Source organism: Mycobacterium sp. 134, assembly GCF_048282715.1.
GTDB lineage: Bacteria > Actinomycetota > Actinomycetes > Mycobacteriales > Mycobacteriaceae > Mycobacterium > Mycobacterium septicum.
Map to the genome: position 1 here is coordinate 30,547 of NZ_JBLVUN010000001.1, position 21,684 is coordinate 52,230.

Below are 21,684 nucleotides of genomic sequence, written 5' to 3' on the forward strand. Positions count from 1 at the left end.
CAGCAAACGGATACCGATTTCGCCGGGGAGGACCTTGCCAAAGACTCCTTTTGGGCCATGCCGGAGCTGCTGGTTTTAGTGTAGAGCCACCTCGACCCAGTTCAGGCGCCTGCGGACATGTCGTTTCGTAACATCATTTTCCGCATCCCGCAGGGCAGATACAGCGCTCTACTCGGGCAGAAACTCGCGTGGTGAGACCCCGAACAGATTGGCAACCGCGATCACCACATCCACCCGAGGAACCGCCTGGCCGTGGTAGTAGCGATAGATCTGAGTCTGTGATACCGGCAACTGCGGGAACTCCTGTTTCAGCAACTTTTGCAGCCTCAACGGAGTGAGCTTGCGAGTTTTCCCGCTCCCGTCGAGCATCCGCACACTCATCGTGGACGCCAGTTCTTGCAGCTTCCGCGAAAAGTACTGCGCCCCAGGATCGGGCGCCTCAAGCAGGGCGTCGCGGACCAATTCGACCGCGGCATCCTCATCGCCGGCATCAGCGTCGTCGTCGACGACGTTGGCGGCACTGTCGTTGTCGTCATCAGCGAGCTCATAAGCCTTCTCGGCCCGGTTCATTTTCGTCACCAACCTCGGTCCCTGCTATCCCCAGCCCGCTTGTTTACTATGCCACGCTTTGTATTGTCCCTAAGTTGCAGCATCACCGGTGTCATCTTCGTCGTAAGTCTCTTCTTCCGGCTCGGCGATCAGCCGCGGCACTCCGGGAATGGTGACCCCACGCCGCTCCAGAAACTCCTGCATCGCCATCGAAACGGTATCCCCCTTCGGCAGTTCGAACTCGTTGACGAACTGCATGAAGGAATTGTTCACAGCCTCAAGGATGTGCACGTTGATTCCGGTCCGCTTGGTCTTCTTCGCCCGCAGCAATTCCAGTGCGGGGTCCGCCGCTACGAGGTCCCGGGTTCGTGCGCCATCGCGTTGAGGCAAGCGCACCGCTGCCACGTTGCGGCTTGTCGCCGCGGGCCGAGACTCTTCGCTGCGCGCCCCGCGCCTCCCGGTGGCATCCGGTGCGACTGCACGAGACCGCGACGAGGGCAGCGGTAGCCCTTCATTAGTCGCCATCGCTGTCCACTCCTTCCTCCGCGGTCCCAAGCATCTGGTCAGCGATGCTCCGGGCCACATTGCGGTAGTCCTCAGCAGCGGTGCACGCAGGGTCATACACGCTGATCGGCTTGCTGAAGACTTTGGCTTCGGTCACGCGAACGGTTCGCGAGATATAGCCGAGGTATTTGTCGCCCCACTCGTCCTGAAGCTGGCTGCGAATGGCCTTGGTGGTCTTGGTCCCACCGATGAAGTTGGTCAGCAGCACGTGAGTGATCGTGATCCCCTTGTTGATCAGTGCCACGTTCTCTACTGCTTCCTCCAAGGAAGCCAGTGCTTCGACTTCGTCGCGGCCGCTGCCGACTGTGGCCAGCACCGATGTCGCCGCTGATAGCGCCGAGGCCGTGAGTTCGTTGAGTGTCGGTCGGCAGTCGATGATCACGAAGTCGTAGGCCTGCATCTTGTCCAGCTCGCTGGCCAGACGCATCTGCCCGCCGGGGCCCAGTGAGCGGTCCAGGTCGTCGAGCAGCTCGCTCGCCGGCGCGACGTCAACGCCGAATTCGGTTCCAACGATGACATCGTTGAGCGGCACCCGCCGCGACTTATCGGGATGCAGAACGTTGAACATGCTGGCGGTGCCGTCACCATTGACAGAAATGGGGACCGCGAGACCTGAGGTTGCGTTCGCCTGCGGATCCAGATCCACCAGCAGCACCCGGATGGGCCGCACTTGGCCTTCCTCGACGTCGTACACGTCGAGCTGGCGCAGCTCGTAGGCCAGGTTGATCGCAGTGGTGGTCTTTCCGACGCCGCCTTTTCGCAAGCTCACAGCAATCACGTGGGTGGGCGAGTCCTGCGCCCGAACCAGCTTCGGAGTCTTTGGCATGTGCAAATCATAACCTCCCATTTCAGGGGAGGAGTCACTCCGGGCCAAAAACTTCTGGACATTACCTGGGGCAATACTGTCACTGCAGGTCAGAGGGTCATTCACAATGTGTGTGGACGACACGCTCGGTGCCTTTCACAAACATTCGAGGCCCCAGTTCACATCTCGGTCACATCACCGAGCGTCACTCGCCGACCTGATCGACTAGCCCAAACACGCTCATCAGAACCTGTTCAGGCCCTCGAATCCAGCCGCCACGCCGTGAAACGGGTGGCGAGATCTTTCATCGCCACCCGTTTCACCTACCAGCAGTACCGCTGCGACCAGCCGAGTTGGCACTTCCCCTGGGCGATCCACCGCGACGTCACGGTTTTGACCGGGGGTTGTCAGTGCGCGGACTCACCCCAGATTTGGCCGGTGTTGCGCACACCGCTCGACGAGGACCGCGCCCCATCGTTGATCATGGGAGCCTCCGGAAGATTGAACTTGCGGGGCTGTCGACCCTCGGTAGCAGTGGCAGGAGCTGGTGATCCCTGCCGCGAAACACGTTGCGGCCCAGCTAGTTCCTCACGCCGCCTAGTCGGCCGGCCGCCGGCGACACGCTCTTCGACCGGACGTGGACCAGGCCGCTCCGGGTTCCGCCGCGGGACCGGTTCCCGGCGCCGGTGCGCGCGATTGAGTTCAGGCTCGGTGGAGACTGCACGCCGCGGGGGTGGCACTGGCGCACTTATCCCGAGGTAGCGGTCTTCTTCACGGCTGCGGACGATGCGCAATCTGTGTGGCTTGCCCGTGCCCACGGCCACCTCGACGGTGTAGTCGTCTACCTGGATCAATGTCAGGTCAGCGCCCCGCGCCGACGACTCGTCGGGACCGAGCAGTCTCATCACTGTGCGTGCCGGCGCCGTGGTCACCGGCCGACCGTCGAACACGGCAATATCGCATGCGTAGGCACTGGCTGTGGCGTAGAACAGCTTTGACGTGTCTCCCACCGACCGCATCAGTGCTTCCCACTGACTCCGGTTCTCGGTGTGGATTCCGATCACCGCTCCGAGAGTCACTGCCCGCAACACCACCTGACGGGCGTATTCCACGCCCACCCGCGCATCGACGCGGCGACGTTGCGGCTGACCGCTTTGATCCCACAGCGCCGCCGCGACCGCCGTGCCGTCATCGGCCTGGCCCAGAAGCTGGCCCGCTGGCCCGATCGCCACGGCCACACTCTCCAATTCCGCAACACGTACGGTCGGCAATGCCACCTCAAGGCTGCGGTCACCGGCGGGCACAGGCGAGCTGAGCATCAGCCTCTGCAACCCAGTTGGCAGTGACAGTTCCACCTCGGCCGGCGGCCGATATGCCTTCCCGTGGGTCACGTAGCGCACCAATGCGCCAAGCTGGACATCCTCTGCTCGCGCACCGGTCAAACGCAGCATGACCACGGTGTCTTCAGTACGCCAGGACCACCACTTGTTGAGCTGTTGCACGTTCAGACCAGCAGGGTCGCCCACGTATGTGCTGATGAAGTTCAATCCTGACTGGACTGTCCCCCACCGCTCTTTATTGTTCTCGGCCCCAATGGGTTTGAGCAGAATGTCGGACAGCTCGTCCAACCCCTCGACCGAAAGAGCGTGTGCACGAATCCGCTCCTGGTGCAGCCGCTGCACCACCCGCAGGGTCGCTGTCGCCAGAGCCTTGGGCGCCGCAGTGCGCGACGGGCCACGGGCGATCACATCGTCGAGGTTGTCAAAGACGTTGAGTCGCAGCACAAGCCAGGTGCGCCGCTGCCCGATCAGTGAGCTCGGCCCCACGACCTCCGAGTAGACAGTGCGGTACGCCGAACCTGCCGGAACGTGACACCCGGCCGACACAATGTCGATGTCGAGGTCGAGGTCGTACTGCTTCATCATCGTCACCACTAGATTCAGCGGCAGCACGCTGTCGGTGTTGACGGCGCCGTCTGCGGCGAACGTCAATGATTCTTCCGGGGCGAGCTCGATCGCCGACACCACGGTGTATCCATCCCAGCGCACACCGGCGGTGCCGGCGACCACCTCGACGTCCTCAGCGGCCGGGAGTTTCTCGGCCATGTCGCCACCACGGCGCCGCCGGCCCAGGTACGAGTTCACCACTGCGATCCACTCCACAAGCAACACGCGCCCACGGACTGGCACGAACAGCGTGACGAACACTGCGACGGCAAGCAGACTTACTGCCCACCAAGGTAATCCGCCGCCGAGCCCAACAGCCACCAATACGGTGGCCAGGGCGCTAAAGATTAGCGACGACGGCTTGCCCATGCGCAGCCAACCGGTCCGGTGCGCCTGGACGCGACCACGATGTCCGATCATCGCTGCCCCTCCTCCTTACGACCAAGTACACCCGTAGCCGTGACGACCACCGCCAGCAGGACCAACAGAGCCATGACAGTTGCGACAGCGATAGCTGCGCTCTGCTGCGGTTTACGATCCGGCGGCGGCGGAGGCGCCGGGATCGACAGTTCGGCGGCTTGCACCGTGACGTCCGGCTGCCCCTCGATCGGAACCTCGTACGTCAATGCGGCGACCGGATCGATCATTCCTCGCCCCACGACGTTGTCGACTCCCCTGGCCGGGGCATGCGCAGTAGTGATGATGCGGGCGGCCACCTGCTTGGCAGACAACTCAGGGAACCGCGACCGGATCAACGCGGCGAGGCCAGAAACGTAGGGCGCCGAAAAGGACGTGCCGGCCAGCGGCACCAGCCCCGCACCATCTTCGGCAGGCAAACCGTTGATGAGGCCATCACCACCGGTGCTCAGCGAAACAATGCCTGAGCCGGGGGCGGCCACATCGACCCACGGCCCTGCCATGGAGTTTTCGGTCCGCACCCCGTCGGGCGAGACGAAACCCACCGACAATACTTGCTCATCGAACCACGACGGCGTCGAGATCGCCTGCACACCACTCCAGTTCCGCGCGTCCGACGGATTGGCGGGATCTACATCGGGATTGCTACGGCAATTGTTCTGCTGCCCTGCGCCAGCTCCAGTTCCACCGATATTGCCGGCCGCGGCAACTACCAGAGCATCCTTGACGTTGACCGCATAGGCCAGCGCACCGCCGAGCATGGCCTGATCGATTGGCCGCGACACCTTCACGCACGACACCACCGATACGTTGATCACTTTGGCGCCCAAGTTGGCAGCGTGCACGATGGCACGCGCCAGACTGCGCACGTCACCCGCGGTGCGGGAGTTTTGAGGGTCGTTGGGGTCGGCTGATCCCAACTCCGGGACGAAGGCCTTCGATGTCTGCCTGATCGCCAAGATCTGCGCGTCGGGGGCGACGCCGACGAGGCCATCGGTGGGAGACGATGCAGCGCCGATGATTCCGGCCACGATCGTGCCGTGTCCGTCGCAGTCGGCGAAGCCGTCTCCGGCTTCGACATAGTCGCCGCCGGGGATCATTCCAGGCAGCCGCGGCCCTGGGCGCACCCCGGTGTCCACGACAGCCACGATCACCCCCGCCCCCTTGGAGAACTTGTGTGCTTGCGCCAGCTGCAGCGACACCTGCGGGGGCGGCGGCTTGGCCAGATCGGAATTGGCCAGAACACCGCCGACAATGCAATCACCGTTGCGGCGCATTGGAGGATCGGCCGACGGCGGCCCGTCTGGCGGCGCGGCGGCGATGTCAGCGATTGGAGGTGTCGCTGCTGAGGCGGTGCCTGCGGGCAGCGCTGCTACCAAACCGATGACGGTCACCAGCACGGTGACGGTTCTTGCCAGCATCATGAGGACTCGCATCAGTGCCCGATCAGATTCCGCATAGCGGCGAATGCGCCGCTGACGTACACCATCAACACTGGACTGCTCATGATCAGCAGGAACTCCAAGTTCTCAATCCGCCGCTGAGTGAGCTCGGAAATCTTGGCTCCGGGCAAACGGAGCCCTCCCAGCGTCGCCAAGATGACCACCAAAACCGATCCACCGGCAACGCTCAACTGCACCACCGGGTTTGCGGTTCCGGTCACGACAGTGAACGCCACCCCTGCAGCGACGATGTAGGCGCCCAGGAAGAACACCACAGCATGAACCCGGTCATTGAGTGAACGAGCCTTCAATGCCAACACCAGGGCGGTCACGACCGCCAGCGCGATCTCCCAGTAGTAGTAGTGAGTTCTGGGCTGGACTACCGCAATCGCCGCGGTCGTCACGATGACCGCCGCCGCCACGAAAAGGCCGGTCAGTAACTTCTTCGAATCCCGCGATCGTCGCTCCAGCGAGGTGTCCTCGCTCGAATCGAGCTCCACCAGTCGCACCCCACTCGGGTCATCGCTGACCACCACCGTCAGTGCCGCTTCCTCAAGCTCTCTGCGGTCAAGTCCTTCCCCCGGCGGGGGCAGGCTCGGCGGCCGGACCCGCGCCAAGATCAGCGCGTACGCCTGGCCAAAGGCCGCCAAGATCGCGCCCACCAGGAGTGCTCCCGCCGCGACCTGGCGCCCATCAAAGCCTGTGAACGTCAGCACGGCGGCCGCGGCGACAGCGGCCAGACTCAAGGTGATCACCACGGTGTGCAACGTCCGGCCCACTCCGGTCAACCACACTGTGACCAGCGATGCCGCAGCCACCGTCGCGACTCCGGCCAGCACGTTGGCTGGGGTCCAATTGCCGGCCACACCGTCATACGCCGGCACGGCCACCCAGCCGGCCACCATGGCCAGTGGCAGCGCAGCCAGTCCCAGCGCGTAGGAGATCTGGGTGGCCTTGCGACGTTGAGCGACCACTGTGCCCATCAGGCACACCACCATCAGCGCCGCCGCAGGCGGAAACCACCACACCAAACTGGGGGTGGACCACCATCCCGCCAGAAGCAGGCCTGCAACTGCACCAGCACCGGTCACCAGCGCAGCTAATCCCAGCACTCGCGCCGTCACCCTCGTGAAGGCCGCAAACTTCGCCGCATTGAACTCGGCCAGCGCATCGGCGGGATCTTCGATGATCGGCTTGAACACCTCGTTGGAGTGGACCTCCCTCAGGATCAGCCGATTGCCGTCGACAACCCCAGCATCGGCCAGCGACATTGTCCGAGGAAACGGCATGCCACCTTCGAACGCCAGCGAATACACTGCGTGGTTGTCAAACTCGACCGCTAGTCCTTCCTCCTTCAGAGTCGACACCAGAAACGGCACCAGCTCCTCCATGACCACCGACAATGGCCGGTGCGCGCACACCGAAGCATCCACCCAGAAGTTGCCGACATCGACGTTGAGCCAGATCTGCTCCGGCACCGCCCGAACCGGCGGTGCCGCCCCGCCTTGCTCGGGCGCGCCCCCATCAGGACCCAGCGGCGAATACGCCGACAGTACAACAGACATGATTTGTCTCCCTTAGTGTTTCAGCGCCCAGCCGCGACCGGGGCCGGTGGCTGCGGCTGCAGGAAATCATCGGCGACGACGCCGGCGAGTTCCTCGAAGGCCTTCAACGTCTTCTTGCCGAGCTTGGCCAGATCGATCGCCAGCCCCTCGTCGAGATGCTTGTCATAGGGGACGGAGTGAATCTTGATCTGCTGCTTCTGGAACACCGTCAACAGATGCTTCATATCGACCTGAGTGTTGGCAGTGGTCTGGTTGACAACCAACACAGTGCGCGCGAGGAGGCCTTCATGACCGTTGAACCGAAGCCAGTCGATGGCATGCCCTGCGGCCAGCGCTCCCGGCTGTGAGGCCTGCACCAACAGCACCAGCGCGTTGGACTTGTCCAAAATCTCCCGCACCAATGGGGAATGCAGATTTACGTCGCTGTCCCACAGCAACAAGCTGAAGTAGTGCTTGGCGATTTCGTGCACATCCGTGATGTCAGCCGGCACCAAAGTCTCAGCCCTGTCCGGCCGCCAACCGCTGGCCAAGACGCTCAGATCCGTATCGGTAGTCGACATGAACCGCAGCACCTGGTCACGCTGTCGGAGGCTGGAGTCTTCGGCGCCCACCAAATCAACTAGCGAGAGGCTCTCTGGATGGAAAGCTGTCCGCAGGGGAAGGTCCCCCGAAGCCGGGTCCGCGTCGATCGCCACCACACCATCAGCCCGATTCGCGGCGAATACCTGCCCCAGGACCGAGGTGACAGTGGTCTTGCCTGCACCACCCTTCAGCGTCAAGACCGCGACCGAGTACATCTCCGGCTTGGCCGCCCGAATGCGACGGATCAGATCCCGGTGGGCCTTCTCCTTGCGCCCCGGGCTCAGCGACAGGCCCAGCGCATTGAGCGCACCGCGCCATCCCTCCTTCGCCGCCCGCAACGATGCATCTTCCGTTGCCGCACTGATCAATTCGTGACGCACACCGGTCGCCGCTGCCTCAGCCGGCGCAGATGCCCGCGCATACTGATCGACCGGATACACCTGGTCGCCGCGTGGACTCGTAACCGGGCCCGCCAGGTTCTTGTCCACGTGGAACTGCCGGGTCACCTCATCGCCTGTCCGAAGCGCAGGATCATGCTGTCTGGACTGATCATGAATGGAGGCGCGGCGCGGCGCGGAGGTGGGGCCGGCGTCAAACCCTGGCTGCGCCCCCCACTGCCCCTGCGGCACCCAAGCTGACTCCGCCGGCGCCGGAGCGGGCCATGCCGCCTGAGGGGGACTCTGACTCTGTGGTCCCCATCCTTGAAGCGGTTGCGCCTGGTTGGCCGGTTGCTGTTCGAACTGCTGCATCGGAGTGGATGAGCGCCCGCGTTGCTGCTCCCCCGCCGCTCTCGCACCCGGTCGTTTCTGCCCCGAATCGGCCAGATCCACTCCCGGACGCCATTCGCCCGATTTGCGCGACCGTTCCTTTCCTGGCTGCCCTGGCCCTGTCGCCGTGGGAGCGGTCGAGGCGAGAGACGCGACAGCGCCCTGTGGCGGGCCCGGAAGCGGCACCGCGGCGGGCTCACCGACTGGCTCCGCCACTGCGGCTGACCGCCCGCCATCAGCCTCGCTCGGGGAAGTCGGCGCGGCGATGTCGCGCACATCCTCGGGCTTGGTCAGGGCCGAACTCAGCGTCGAATCTACCTCGCTGCCTTCGGACCGGTGCCGGCCATTGTTCGTGTCCAATTCCTCAGACATTGCCCTTACCTCTTTCCAGGGATCTTCAAATCTTGTGTCGAGCCAATGTGTTTCCCCCACCAAGCCAATTGCGCTTCGACTACCCCGCGCGGCCCAGCTCGCGCATATACCGCAGCCTAATGCACATTTTTCGGCCAAAACGATTGCGCGACATCATGAAAAATCGCGAATCGTTCCCAACCTGCATCACTTCTCCCACGGCCGCGCGGTGAACCAGTCTTTTGACGGAGTGAGGTCGATCAGATCTGCCATCGCAACCCGAAACCGTGCATACGTGCCAGGACCAAACGTGATATGAGTTCGCTTCCCGTGCCGACGCACTCCTGATACGACTCGGCCAAAACTCGTGTCAGCCACCACAACCCCCACTGGTGTTTCAAAGGTGGTGATCCCTTTGTCTTGCAGCGCAGTGATTTCAGCGCGCTGCCCCGAGTAGGTCGACACCTCGTTGAGGACTCGTGCCGAATCTGGGTCAATGCCGTGATCACGTAGCCAGGGCAAGTTCTTCCCCGGCGGCAGCTGCTTGAGCTGTTCGACCTCATCCAGAGTCAAGGTCACCGTGTCCATGTCGGCTGCCGGCGGCGCGAGAACTTCTTTGTTCACGCGCAGCGACGACCACACCGGGGCACTGACCGTGTTGTCGAACGATTGCCCCTGAGACCAAATGCCTTGGATATTCACAGCCTCGTTGCGCCGGCCCGCCAGCACATGTTCTTTGTCGCGGCGGGCCAGAACGGCCCGACGCATCCGCCCACCGTCCAGGGAGCGCACCGCGATATGCACATCGGGCCGCTCCAGGACCCGCAGCCATTTCAGCAGTGACGGCTCGACAGTGCCGTCGATGTTCAGAAGTCCGCTCTGCACCAGGATCGGCACGGTCTGGTCGTCAACGACGGCTTGATCGTGGCGGTAGGCAACGTTGTTCAGCAGCGCCAGCGCGCCGGGGAATGCCTCAATACCCAAGAAGCGCTTCAGGAACAGTGCCCCGTCGACACTGAGGTCGGCGGTGGCCAGCATGTCGGTTCTCCGTGCCATGAAAAGTGATGCTACTGCTGGAGATAGCGTCAGATCGCTTGCGCGGCTTCACTAATACTGTTTTGACGCCTGGCTTTCAACATGATTCCGAAGTGGGCACAATGAAGCGCGCCCCGAACCCATTGCAGAGGATTGTCCTCTGCTTGAGCTCGGGGCGCGCAACCCGCCGTGGCGTCAGAACGTGGCGCTCATGGCCTGTTCTGCACCCTGCATGCTCTGGGTGCCGTTGGACAACGCCGCGATGACACGGCCGGAGGCCTCCTCGACCTTCTCGTTGACGGCGATGTACTTGTTGAACGCATCCTCGAACGACATGTGCGAGGAGCCATTCCAGGTGCCGGCAAGCGACTGCTTGTGAGCAATCCCGGTCATCTTCAGCGCAGTCGCAGTCTGGTGGACCTGCGTCATCTCGCTGATGCAGCCCTCAATGCCTGCGTAGTTGTAAAGAACGTCGGTCATTTTTCCGTCCTTATCTTGACGAGTGTTGATTCCCTCCACGCGGATTGTGGTGCACTAACACCACTTTCGCGTCGAGCGGCGGTTAGGTGTAAATACCGGTGCCGAGGCTCGACACGGCGTGGGCCACGCTGGAGGCGTTGTCGGCCTCGGTGTTGTCCTGAATCGAGTAGCTGCTCTGCAGGCCTTGGGTGATCCCGTCGAGAACCTGGTTGTTCTGCATCGCGGTGGCGTGCACGTCGGCCAGTGCCACGTTGGCCGCCTGGGCCATCTGGCCCTGGTTGACGGTCTGGAACGTGTCCGCCGCGGCCTGCATCCGCTGGTTGTTACCCCGGGTCTCATCCACGAGGGAGTGGAACCCTTGGGTCTGGGCAATGTGGTTTGCCGTGTCCATCGAGAACGGCGTACCTGCTGTCATCAGCATCTCCTGTCATCTGATCTCAGGTGGTTGCTGCCATTCCTTCGGTTCTCACGCCGTCGTGACGTGCCGCACCCCGAATAGCGTTGGGTGCAAGTCTGTGTGTTAGATCGTGCGCGCATTAGTGTCCTGCAGTTCGCCGACCAGTTGACCGGGTGAAACGGTGTCCTGCTCCTCCGGTGCAGCTCCCCACACTGGAATGAGTTCGGGGGTCGGCCGTTTCACCTTTTCCTCGTCGTCCTCACCACGACGACGTAGCGCGTTTAGTGGGCCCATCCCCATCGGCCGACCGCCAGCGACCGGGCTTCCCGGCGTGGACGCCGGCGGCGCCGCAGGAACCACGTCATCCCATCCACTGGGGAAGCGAAATCCCGTTGATGCCGAGGACAAGCCGCTGAAGGAGGGCACCCGCAGCGCCGCAGTCAGTGCAGGCATCCCCATGCCGCCGGCCAGCCGGTCCAACGTCGGCGAGGACGGCTGGGTATCGAAAAACCCGGGGTTGTCGAGGCGCAGTTCCGGCTTGACCTGGTTCATCAGATTGCTCATCTGTGAACTGAATTGCTGAGTCATCTGCTGCATGCCTTGCTGCAGGGGCTGGGTCACCTGCTGTAACTGCTGGGGAATCTGTCCAGCCTGCGACGCCCCCTGAGCGATCTGCTGCGGGATCTGCTGAATCAGCTGATTACCCATCTGATTTGCCGTGTCCTGCTGCGACTGGCCGTCCCGATATCGATCGAGCGCGTCACGTGCGTCGGCTTGCTCTGCGCCGGTCCGCGCATTGATCCCCGACATCACACCCAATGCGACACCTTGACCTAGGGCTTGCTGCAGCATGTGGGCGCTCGACTCGAGTTTCGCGGCGGCCAGCATCAGAGTGTCCCCAGCCCGGGCCGCCCCCATGGTTGCTTGGTCGATGAGTGGGGGAACAACCGGCGGAGCGACGGCGATCGGCGTTGGCGTCACGAACGGCTCGAACGTGGTGTTGGCAATCGACGTTGCGAGATAAGTCTCTTGAACCATGACATCTTGCAGGGTCATCGCCAGGTACTGACCTTCGCGCACTCCGATCGGGATCGTGTTCATCCCAAGGAAGTTCGTGGCATGCAGAACTCCGGTAGTGACGCGGTTGTCGATGATCTCAGGCATCTGCGCCATGGTGGCGTAGGCGGTAGTGAACGCCAGCGCTTGGTCTGCGGTCCTGGCCGCTGCTGTCGTCAGCTGCACCTGGGTAACACGCAGCCAGCCGATGAATCGGGCGACTGCTGCCGCCAGCGTCTCCATGGTGGGCGACTGCCAGGCCCCTTGCAGCGTCATCAAATGTGCAAGCAGCCGATCCGCGGCCGCTTCGTAAGCCGCAGCGGCGGCCGTGAACGAGCCGGCTGCCGCTGTCATCGGAGCAGCCCCTGCGCCCGACATCAGCCGTCCGGTGATCACCTCAGGTGGCGCAAACACCATCCGTGTTCACCTCCCCCGGTTCGTTTCGCATTGCAGCTCCCGCTAGACCAGGCTCATCGCGTTGGCGCCGTCGACCAGGTCGTAGTTGAACGCACACGACCCGAGCTGGCCGCCGTACTGCACCCCGAGCAACATCGCAGCGGTTGCCGCGACGCCCACGAAGTTCGCCGCGTGCAGGCTGGTATTGCTCGACGCCAGTACCGACGCCTCGTCCGTACCGGCCGGCAGGGTCGCGCCCATCATGGGCGCACCGCCAGCTACGACGCCCGCTGTGGTGGACGCGTTACTGACTACATCGATGACGCCCGCATACAGGGCCGGCGTCTGCACCTGGGTAATCACTCAGCTATCCCCTTTTCCTGCACGAACAGATTGGCTCACGAACCGAGAACTTCCCTCTGATGGTAAATCTTGCCGTGGATGGAGCGTATGCGCAACCGTCTCGTGTCGCGGACTTCTTCGTCGGCGTGGCGCGGTTAGTCGTCAAAGTCCGCTCCCGACGTGTCCTGATGACCCGACCATGCGACCTGGATACGGTTCGAGCGGCCCACTGCCGTTTCGACGTAGCGGGCCCGCCCCGGGTAGGCGAACCGTTCAAACTTCGTCTCACCGATGGCACCGGCGGTCTTATCAGCCGACAGCATCACCGTGGGAGCCTTCTCCTCTAGCAGTCGCTTGATCAGCGGATCGCGGTTTTCGGCGACGTACAGCTCCGCGGAGCTGCGCGCCAGGATGAAGTGGAATCCTCGTGCCAGCGACTGGTTTTCCAACCACGGCAGCATCGGGAACATCGGCGACGGTTTGGCCATGTCACGTGGATTGGCCACGCGGTGATAGTCATCGACGACGATGAAGATCTCCGGGCCGCTCCACCAGGACCGCTCCGCTCTGGTCGCGGCGTCGATGTCCGGGGGGACCTCGCGCTGCTTGAGGTCGAACTCCAGATACAGCCGCTCCATGGTGGGCTGGATGTCCTCCTGTCGATGAATATGGGCGAACAGATTCTTGCCGTCCACAGCGCCCAGGTGCCGGCGCCGCGGGTCGATCAGCACGATCACGGCGTCCTGCTTGGTCTCGAATCGGCGGGTGATGCTGTCGCAGACCGTGCCGATCAGCTCGCTCTTGCCGGTCTGTCCGTCTCCCATGATGAGCAGGTGCGGCTCTCGATACATCTCGGCGTAGGCAACCCCGAGGGTGTCTTCCCGGACGCCCAGCGCCAGCCGGAACTGCCGGCGCGGATCGGCGGCAGCCGAATAGTCCGCGTCTGCGACCATCGCGGCCAGATCCTCGCGAAGTAGGGACGTCGGCAAGGTTTTCAGCCGCGCCGCGCCGCGCTGCGCGAACGCCGCGGCCACATCGCCGACCATGGCGTTGAGGCCGTCGGGGATCGACATCGGGTCGGCAACCGAATCGATCCGCGGCAGGGCCACCAGCCCCTGCAGCTGCGAGGCGGTCGTGATCGCATGACCGGGATCGGCGCGCCGCTCCTTGGCAAGCGACGCCTTGACTTGCGACATTTCGGTGGTGTGCAGCTCAATTGTGGTCTGCACGTTCGGGGTGATGCCACGCATTTCCGATGTGCGAGTCGTCGTGAAGATGAAGTGCAGCCCGTAGTTGGCCGCGCCGACCATCAGCGCCTCCACCTCGCCGCCACCCCGGTACTGCAGCACCTGCCCCTGCGCCACGGCAGCGTCCCAGCCGTCAACGATCACGAAAACATCGCCGTAGGGGTCTTGGGCGAGATAGGGCGACGCCGGATCGGTCCGCGCCTGGCGATACTGCTCGATGGTCAGCCGGTTCTCTAGGAACAGCTTCTCTCGGGCCGCTTTGAACGCCGCCATCTGAGTCAGGATCCGGTTGATGCCGTCAGGATCCGACTTCGACACCACCGCGCCCACATGTGGCAGGTGGTCCAGGAGGTTTAGTCCACCGCCTGCATAGTCGATGATGTACATCTGGATCTGCTCGGGCGTGTTGGCCGCAGCCAAAGCCATGGCGATCGTCTTGACGGTGGTGGACTTGCCGGTCTGCGGGCCACCGTAGATGAGCGTGTGCTTCTCGGCATCGAACATCCATTGCGGCTGAGCATGTTTCAGCGGCTCATCGAACAGGCCGATCGGAACACGCAGGGTAGCGATCTTGTTGTTGGTCGGCACCTTCCACTGCCGCAGCCGCGGATCGACCGTATCGAGGGTCACCACTTCCAGCGGAGGCAGCCACATACGGTAGGCCGGCGGAACTTCGGCGCTCGCCACCCTCTCCACCATCGTGGTGTAGACGCTGGAGGCTTGTCGGATCTCCTCCGCGGTCCGCTCGGGCGCAACGAATTCGACGACGTCGGACGTTGACAGCGGCTGCGGCGCGGCGGTGAACGGCCGCACCGGCACACTGTCGGCCGGGTCAGCCTGCACCCCCTCCTGGCTCACCTCAGTGTCGCCCGGCTTGTCTACGGTCGCCGGCGGGAAGTACGGAGCACCGGTGTAGCCCGAGTAGAAGTGGATGAGATCTCCACCCATGACGCTCATGACACCGTGGCCGGGCTGCGGTGGCAGTTTGTATGCTGCGTCCGACTGCAGCAGCATCCGGGATTCACCGGCGGTGAATGTCTTCAACCCAATCCGGTAGCTGATGTTGGCATCGAGCTTGTCGGTACGCCCTGAGGTGTCCACACGCTGTGAGGCGAACAGGATTTGCACGCCCAGTGATCGCCCGAGCCGGCACAGGCGCACGAAGTCTTCGCCGAACTCGGGGTGCACTTGCAGCAGCTCCGACCACTCGTCGATCACGACAATCAACGTCGGCATGGGCGGCAGATCTGCCCCGCCTTCACGCAGCTTTTCGTACTCAGCCTGATCTTTGACGTCGGCGTTGTAATCTTCTTTGGCCCGACGCAAGACTCGCTGGCGGCGGTCCATCTCGCCGTTGAGCATGTCGCGGAAGCGGGCGACGAGGTGCGCCTCATCCTCCATGTTGGTGATGACCGCGGTCACGTGCGGCGCCTTCTCCATGCCGGTGAAGGTGGAGCCGCCTTTGAAGTCGACCAGCAGCCAGTTCAGCAGGTCGGGTGAATGGGTGGCGCAGCCGTTGATCACGAGGTTGCGCAGGAATTCCGACTTACCCGAGCCGGTCGCTCCGATGAGCATTCCGTGCGGCCCCATGCCGCCTTCGGCGACCTGCTTGAGATCCAGTTCGAATCGGTCTCCACTGGGCACCAAAAATGCAATCGGGATGCGCAACCTGCGCTTGTCACCGTAACGGTTGATCACCGACCAAGCTTCCAGCGGCGCGAACGCACCAGGGTCACGAATCTTGGTCAGCGCCTGCCAATCTCGGCCCCGCTCAGTAGTCTTCGCACCCAGGCTCATGTCGGCCAGCGTGGCTACCTCCGAACGGGCTAGCAGCCTGGAGATCGTCAGCGCATCCAGCAGAGACACCTGGTCTACCTTGGCCACTTTCACCGGTTTGGCCAGCGGCCGCTCCGCTTCGCTGAGCCACACTGTGCGATCGGCATCGCACCGGAAGACGATTCCCTCGTTGGCTGTCAGGGCATCCTCGGGCGGATCGATCAGCAACCAGGTCACCGCAGCGCGCGGCGAGATCACGGAGTCGACCAACTTGGAGTGGGCCTTGGAGTCCACCACTACCAGCGTGTGCCGATAGTCGTCAGTGCCGTATTCGGGATCGGGATTGAAGTTCAGGTCGAAGTCGATGACCTTCCGTGGATCATCCGGATCCTCGGGATTCCCCTTGAGGCTTTCCTCCAGCGTCGACCAATCCGTATAGATCATCCGGGCGTTGCCGAGCCGGTCGAGTTCGTAGGGGTGCCGGGTGTGGGGCAGCCACTTCATCCAGTGCCCCCACTCGCGGCTGTCGTGCTCATCTGTGAGTACGACGATCGACAAGTTGTCTGGCCCATGGGAGACCGCAGCCTGCACCAGCATGGAACGCACCATTCCCAGCGCGACCTCTCGATCCCCGCTAAAGCCGATCACCGGGAACCGAGAGGCGGTCACGACCACCGGCATGTTCGACATCGTCGAGTGATGTTTGAGCAGGCGCACCGTCCCAAACCAGCCCACCGGATCCAGGAATTCGCCATCGGGCGCTTCAGGGGCAATGAGCCTGGCTCTCATTTCCACATCGCCGAGCCCGTATCGCAGAGCGGTGTAACCGTCGTTGTTGGCCGACACAGGGGTCACATTCCACATCAGCTTCGATCTGACGCGGGAGGTCAGCATCTGGGGATCCGGGTAGGCGTGCTGCAGTCCGCGGTGCATGCTCAGGCCGTTGTCGAAGATCTTCTCGCGAATCATCCCCAAAGCGCGCGTGGATGCCTTGCGGTCCTCCAGTAGCTGCGCCCGCGACGTTCCCCCGTTGCCTTTCTGCCCAAATGCCATGCCGCCGACTCCCATCAGCATCATGACCGGGAAGATCAACATGTACGGGCTGAACCCGCGGCCCGAGCGGATCATCAACGCGACGACGCCGACCAGAGCAACCAGGATCAGGATGGGCAGACCGATCGTGCGCCATTTCGGCATCGGCTCGCTGGGCTCGATCTCTTTGGGCGCCGGCACTTCGATGTCACTGGCGGCAATTCGCGGCGTCTCGTCTGGATCTACCAGCAGCCGTTGGAAACTCACGCGCATCAGTGCGCCCTTTCCTTCATTTCTTCATCGGAAATACGTCCAACGACCCGATCGCCGAGCACGCCGCCGTGCCGGATGCGGGCATCGTTCTGCGACAGCGTCGGTCCAGGTGCAAACAGCGACACCACAACCCACGGCGCCGGAACCGCGTTATGCAGACCCAGCGACGACAACGTCGCATCGCCGGACTTGGGATCGGTGGTGTCCAAGCCGTACCGCATCCCGTTATCAGCGATCCAGAAAAAACTCTCACGGTTCTTCGAATCCACCGCCGCACCCGTTATCTGAACGAACCGGCCCAGATCCGAGGGCAAGTACACCTGATCTGCGGTCATCCCCTTCGACGAAGGCGCGGGCACCAGAGCGTTGAGACCAGCACTCTGCTCGCGCGTCAACGGCAACGTCCGTCCGACCAACACCTGAGTCTGGGCGGTCGGCTCGCTACCGGTACGCGACCACGACCAGCATGTGACAGGTTCGTGATCCGGTGACACCAGCTCAACCGGCGCAGCTGGGTAATACCCGATCGCCAGTTGAGTCGACTTGGGCAGCGCCGCAAGCTCGTCGGGCCCCACCTCCACCGGCTCAGTCCCGACCTGCCGGTTAGCTGCACGGATCATGGTTGCAGCGGTCACACTCACCTGCTGCACTCCGTCGCCCAGCGCCACGTAATACGAGGTGCTGCCGGACAGTTCCTGGACCTTGACGATGGTGCCGACTGTCAGCGGACGATCCAGCGCGTACTCCGGGCGCGCCCCGACCTCGGCGATCGCTGGTGCCTCCAACGGTGGTTCAGCGGGGATCGCATTGAACAGGCCAGCCGAGATCGGCAGGACGAGGTCTTTGGCGTTGAGCCCCAGGGCATCTGCTACCACCGCATTGTTGAGATCGACAGTGGATCGCACCACGACACCGTCGGGTCGGGCATAGATCAGCCACGTACGACTGTCATAACCGACGACGCGTGCCTGCTGTCCTGATAGTTCATTCACCTCGTCGCTGGGCGCCAGCGGACCGCCGATCGCCGTGGTCTTCACTGGAGCCATCGCGGTCGTCGGCAATCCCGACACGGGATCCAGTGGAACTGCCGCACCGGTCAACGTCGTGTCACAGACCGTCCAGATCGACGATGGGTCGGCGTTGTCGACAACGTCGGGCGCACCTTGGATGCCAACCAGCGATCCGTGCGGAAACTTCCGGATCTCGGCAGGGCTGACTTTGACCGGTTTCTCAGGGCTCCCCAGGATCAATCTCGCTGAGGTCAGTCCGCCTGTGACCGGGTCGAGGCGGTTGGCGATCCGCACATACATCTGGTTGGTGTCGCGGTCGACCACGATGCGGGCGTTGTCGACGACGCCGGCGGGACTCAACAGTGACCACACCGCGGTGCCCCCCAACCCGATAACTGCCGCGACGATGCCCGCTATTAATGGCGACGACTGCGCCCGCTGCGGGTCGTCGATCATTCTGGTGTCCGAGCGCACCAGGGCGTGCTGCAATCTCCTGAGCAGGAACCGAATTCCGCTGATCTGGTACTTCGAGGTCAGCCGGAAGCCGCGGCGCCCGCGGCGCCGTTCCGGACCGTCGAGTTCTGCCATCACTGTGCCCCTACATGTGTCTTGGCCGTCCATCTCATGACAGATCGACCCCCTGCGTCACGGCCACGACCTGATAGGCCTGGTCCACGTCGTCGGCGTTGAGGTTGTACAGATCCTCATCAGACAGCGTCGTAGGATCACGCTCGAACACCCGGCAATCCCGGAACTCAGCGGCCTGTTCTGTGACGTGCCGGACGAACCGTGCGTTGCCGGCCTTATCGAGTCCCGGGATCTCACGGTTCTTCTTTTCATCGAAAACCATGATGGTGGACAGCTTTTCCAGGCGTTGTTCCAGCAACTCCTGGGCCTCTGCGGAGTACGCAGCGTTGTAGCTCTTTGCCATCTTGGTGGCGATCTCGACAAGATCGGCCGGTGTGTAGGACACGAACTCGATGCGGGTGGTGAACCGTCCACGGAAACCGTCGTTGGAGTCGAGGAGCCGGTCAATGTCGGCGGCGTAGCCAGCAATCACGACCACGAGCTTCTTGCGAGGGTCCGCTGAGGTACGTTCGTTTTCCATTCGCGCAAGCAAGGTGTCGACAGCCTCTTGCCCGAACGAGTCTCCTTCTGAATACCCCTTCTGGATCAACGAGTACGCCTCGTCAATGAACAGCAGTCCACCGAGCGCCGAGGTGATGACCTTGTCAGTTTTCTGCGCCGTCGCCCCCAAGTACTTGCCAACCAAGTGCTGACGCGACACCTCGACGACATCGAAGCGCGCGATGAGGCCCAGCCCGAAGAACACTTTTGCGATGATTCGAGCCATGGTGGTCTTGCCGGTCCCGGGCGGCCCGGCGAAAATGAACGCCAACCCCACGTCTTTCCTGTCGCCTAGCCCACGGTCGGCGCGCAGCTTGTCCATGGCGATTCGGGCTCTCAGCCGGCGGATCTGCTCTTTCACGCCGTCCATGCCGATCTGCTGGCCGAGCTCTTCCATGGCCTCGTCCAACGCTTTTTCGCGGGCGCTGTCCAGTTCAGCGGTCTCCAGAGCTGCCGCCGATTCCCCCGACGTGGGGTCCCACACATCCCGTCGAGTGGCCAGCGACTCAGCGGTCACGATGTCGATCGTCTTGTCCGGATGCGCGATCGCCTCGCTGACCTCTGTCGACGGCATCCAGGCCCGCAGATCACGGAACGCCTGCATCGCTTCGTCAGCCTGCCCCAACGCCCGGAGTGCGTAACCGCGGGCCAGCTGCAGCTTTTGATGAACGTCGCTCGGCAGGTTTTTCACCGATTGGCCAGCCTCGGCGGCCTGCATGGCAGCAGAAGGATTTCCTGTGCCGATCAACGCCCAGGCCTTCCAGACATTCATTCCCGCATCGAGAAGATTCGTCAGTGCGGGTTCTTCGCTACGCCACACCTGTTCGCTGGTGACACTCAGGACATCTGGCCACCGCGCAGCCATGCCCAACAACCCCAGCCGGGCATAGTCCAACATGTCCATCTCGAACGCTGAGAGCCCATTCCGCCGAGCGGCCCGCTCAATCACTTCGTTGGCGGCAGCCAGATTCGGCTCCGATGACTCAGCCAACGAGATCGCATACGCGATAGCCAGATCGGTGTCGCCCGACACTTGCCGCACGAGGCCAATCGCACCCAGCGTCAGCTTGAACCGGGCCTCCAGGTCGGAGACCGTCGCCGTCTTGTCTTTAGCCGAGCGCAGCGCGCCGCCAAGATTCCCTCGCGACTTATAGGCCCCTGCAGCAACTTCCGCGAAGTCCGGGTCGCCGGCAGCCAGACGGCCAATCCATGCGTCACACATACCGGGATCCGCGGCTGTGGCGTGAGCAAATGCTTGCTGCGCTTTATTGAGGTCCTTGTTGCGCAGATAATTCAAGCCCAGCTTGAACACGTCGATCGGCTTGGCAATACCCGTGGTCACTTCGTTCTCCAATTCCTCTCTGCACCAACGGATGCACGCGCGATCTACGCGACGACCCTTGCCGGGTTAGTGGGCCTGCTCCGGTGCCGGCCCCCGACGAATACCTGCCCGCCAGCCACACCGGTGTAGTCAGCATTGCGAGCGTTGTCACTGCACATGGCTGCCAGCGGGCAGTCCTTGCAGAACATCTGAGCTTCGGCGAGCGTGGCGCGGGCTCCGGTACGCGTGCCGGTGCTGAAGATCTGCTTGACCGTCTTCTCCCACTGGATCACTCGGTCAGGGTCGGCCTGGCAAGCAAGGCGCTTCTGCTCGGGAGCCTTGGCCGCGGCCGCCACGCGGCCTCCACGCTGGATCGGCTGTCCCGCCTTTGCGATTCCGAGGTGACGTGGGCCTGTCCGCGCCGGGTTGGGCTGGGCTGCTCGCGCCGATGCTGCCCGGCGCCGATCCTCGGCGGCCAGGCGCTCACGTTCGTCGTGCGCGCAGGCAATGATCGGCTGCGCCAACATGTCTGCGTCAACGCTGGCGGGGGGCATCTGTGCACCACCAAGCCGCTCGATGCCGAGTTCCAACGCGTCCATGAACGCTGCCACGATGCCCGCAGGAGAGTCCATCAGCATCGCCGCGGTCTGCGTAAGCCGTTCACGCTCCAGCGATTCGGCCAGTCGACGCCGGGCCACAAGCCCCTCGGCCTTGTTCAACTCACAATCAACGGGAGCGGGCACGATGACCGGGCGCTCCGACTGCTCACTGGGCATTGCCGGCACCGGCGCCGCCTGCGATGCCGCGTCGGTGGGGCCTTGCGCCAAAGCAGCAAGCTCGGCGAAGGCGCATGCGATCACAGGTTCGGCTGAGGCGACATTGGCGCAGTCGGCCGCAGGGACACGCCCCTCACCCAGGACAGCGATATCGATCTTCATCACGCTCATCAGTTCGTGCAGGATGCTCGGCGGTGACTTCAACACCATTTCGGCGGTTTGAGGCAGCTGCTGGCACTGCAGATACTCCGACACCCGCCGGCGTGCGAGCCGTGTCAGCCGCCGGTTTCCGTTCGATCGGAATGCCGCTGCAGGGGTACTGCAACTCGGGCAGTAACGGCGCTTCCCCGACGCCGCCCCCCGGCACATCAGAATCGCCTTCCGGCAAACACGTCAGCAGCGGTGATGTTCATGGGTGATCCTTCCC

Annotated in this window: 16 protein-coding genes; all 16 read right to left on the reverse strand. The window is 63.2% G+C overall.

The features are described 5' to 3' along the window. Nucleotides 1–168: 168 nt before the first annotated feature. Entirely contained in the window at nt 169–579 is a 411-nt protein-coding gene (locus tag ACNQVK_RS00160) for a hypothetical protein (protein WP_418028076.1), read from the reverse strand. A gap of 60 nt (nt 580–639) precedes the next feature. Further along, nucleotides 640–954 (reverse strand): hypothetical protein, encoded by a 315-nt coding sequence (locus ACNQVK_RS00165; protein ID WP_418028077.1) that lies wholly within the window; start codon nt 952–954, stop codon nt 640–642. Nucleotides 955–1,063: 109 nt separating this feature from the next. Further along, the gene (locus tag ACNQVK_RS00170; RefSeq protein ID WP_418028078.1) at nt 1,064–2,062 is read right to left on the reverse strand and encodes a ParA family protein; all 999 of its coding nucleotides are present in this window, start codon (nt 2,060–2,062) and stop codon (nt 1,064–1,066) included. A 263-nt stretch (nt 2,063–2,325) separates the two neighbouring features. Continuing rightward, nucleotides 2,326–4,284 carry a type VII secretion protein EccE gene (gene eccE, locus ACNQVK_RS00175; RefSeq protein ID WP_418028079.1) on the reverse strand — a complete coding sequence of 653 codons (1,959 nt, stop codon included), beginning with the start codon at nt 4,282–4,284 and terminating at the stop codon, nt 2,326–2,328. After that, entirely contained in the window at nt 4,281–5,705 is a 1,425-nt protein-coding gene (gene mycP, locus ACNQVK_RS00180; RefSeq protein ID WP_418028080.1) for a type VII secretion-associated serine protease mycosin, read from the reverse strand. The genes eccE and mycP overlap by 4 nt, the downstream gene beginning before the upstream one ends. 11 nt (nt 5,706–5,716) lie before the next feature. Next, the gene (eccD, locus tag ACNQVK_RS00185; RefSeq protein WP_418028081.1) at nt 5,717–7,288 is read right to left on the reverse strand and encodes a type VII secretion integral membrane protein EccD; all 1,572 of its coding nucleotides are present in this window, start codon (nt 7,286–7,288) and stop codon (nt 5,717–5,719) included. A 20-nt stretch (nt 7,289–7,308) separates the two neighbouring features. Then, a complete protein-coding gene (locus ACNQVK_RS00190) occupies nt 7,309–8,499 on the reverse strand; it encodes a hypothetical protein (protein WP_418028082.1) in 1,191 nt (396 codons plus the stop codon). A 696-nt stretch (nt 8,500–9,195) separates the two neighbouring features. Further along, on the reverse strand, nt 9,196–10,026 hold the full coding sequence (locus ACNQVK_RS00195) for an ESX secretion-associated protein EspG (protein WP_418028083.1): 831 nt from the start codon (nt 10,024–10,026) through the stop codon (nt 9,196–9,198). 192 nt (nt 10,027–10,218) lie between these two features. After that, a complete protein-coding gene (locus ACNQVK_RS00200) occupies nt 10,219–10,503 on the reverse strand; it encodes a WXG100 family type VII secretion target (protein WP_418028084.1) in 285 nt (94 codons plus the stop codon). An 82-nt stretch (nt 10,504–10,585) separates the two neighbouring features. After that, nucleotides 10,586–10,918, reverse strand: coding sequence for a hypothetical protein (locus ACNQVK_RS00205; RefSeq protein ID WP_418028085.1), 333 nt, complete (start codon nt 10,916–10,918; stop codon nt 10,586–10,588). Nucleotides 10,919–11,023: 105 nt separating this feature from the next. Further along, nucleotides 11,024–12,373 (reverse strand): PPE family protein, encoded by a 1,350-nt coding sequence (locus ACNQVK_RS00210; RefSeq protein ID WP_418028086.1) that lies wholly within the window; start codon nt 12,371–12,373, stop codon nt 11,024–11,026. A 42-nt stretch (nt 12,374–12,415) separates the two neighbouring features. Beyond that, entirely contained in the window at nt 12,416–12,715 is a 300-nt protein-coding gene (locus ACNQVK_RS00215) for a hypothetical protein (RefSeq protein WP_418028087.1), read from the reverse strand. Between the two features lie 134 nt (nt 12,716–12,849). Next, the gene (gene eccCa, locus ACNQVK_RS00220; RefSeq protein WP_418028088.1) at nt 12,850–17,022 is read right to left on the reverse strand and encodes a type VII secretion protein EccCa; all 4,173 of its coding nucleotides are present in this window, start codon (nt 17,020–17,022) and stop codon (nt 12,850–12,852) included. Further along, nucleotides 17,022–18,620 (reverse strand): type VII secretion protein EccB, encoded by a 1,599-nt coding sequence (gene eccB, locus ACNQVK_RS00225; protein WP_418028089.1) that lies wholly within the window; start codon nt 18,618–18,620, stop codon nt 17,022–17,024. The genes eccCa and eccB overlap by 1 nt, the downstream gene beginning before the upstream one ends. A 34-nt stretch (nt 18,621–18,654) precedes the next feature. After that, the gene (locus ACNQVK_RS00230; RefSeq protein ID WP_418028090.1) at nt 18,655–20,502 is read right to left on the reverse strand and encodes an AAA family ATPase; all 1,848 of its coding nucleotides are present in this window, start codon (nt 20,500–20,502) and stop codon (nt 18,655–18,657) included. 44 nt (nt 20,503–20,546) lie between these two features. Further along, entirely contained in the window at nt 20,547–21,467 is a 921-nt protein-coding gene (locus tag ACNQVK_RS00235; protein WP_418028091.1) for a hypothetical protein, read from the reverse strand. Nucleotides 21,468–21,684: the final 217 nt, after the last annotated feature.

Coding starts and splice junctions, on each gene's coding strand:
- eccE (WP_418028079.1), bottom strand. CDS start 4,284: ATGATCGGACATCGTGGTCGCGTCCAGGCGCACCGGACCGGTTGGCTG.
- ACNQVK_RS00195 (WP_418028083.1), bottom strand. CDS start 10,026: ATGCTGGCCACCGCCGACCTCAGTGTCGACGGGGCACTGTTCCTGAAG.
- ACNQVK_RS00200 (WP_418028084.1), bottom strand. CDS start 10,503: ATGACCGACGTTCTTTACAACTACGCAGGCATTGAGGGCTGCATCAGC.
- ACNQVK_RS00235 (WP_418028091.1), bottom strand. CDS start 21,467: ATGGTGTTGAAGTCACCGCCGAGCATCCTGCACGAACTGATGAGCGTG.
- ACNQVK_RS00210 (WP_418028086.1), bottom strand. CDS start 12,373: ATGGTGTTTGCGCCACCTGAGGTGATCACCGGACGGCTGATGTCGGGC.
- eccD (WP_418028081.1), bottom strand. CDS start 7,288: ATGTCTGTTGTACTGTCGGCGTATTCGCCGCTGGGTCCTGATGGGGGC.
- eccB (WP_418028089.1), bottom strand. CDS start 18,620: ATGGCAGAACTCGACGGTCCGGAACGGCGCCGCGGGCGCCGCGGCTTC.
- mycP (WP_418028080.1), bottom strand. CDS start 5,705: ATGATGCTGGCAAGAACCGTCACCGTGCTGGTGACCGTCATCGGTTTG.
- ACNQVK_RS00205 (WP_418028085.1), bottom strand. CDS start 10,918: ATGACAGCAGGTACGCCGTTCTCGATGGACACGGCAAACCACATTGCC.
- eccCa (WP_418028088.1), bottom strand. CDS start 17,022: ATGCGCGTGAGTTTCCAACGGCTGCTGGTAGATCCAGACGAGACGCCG.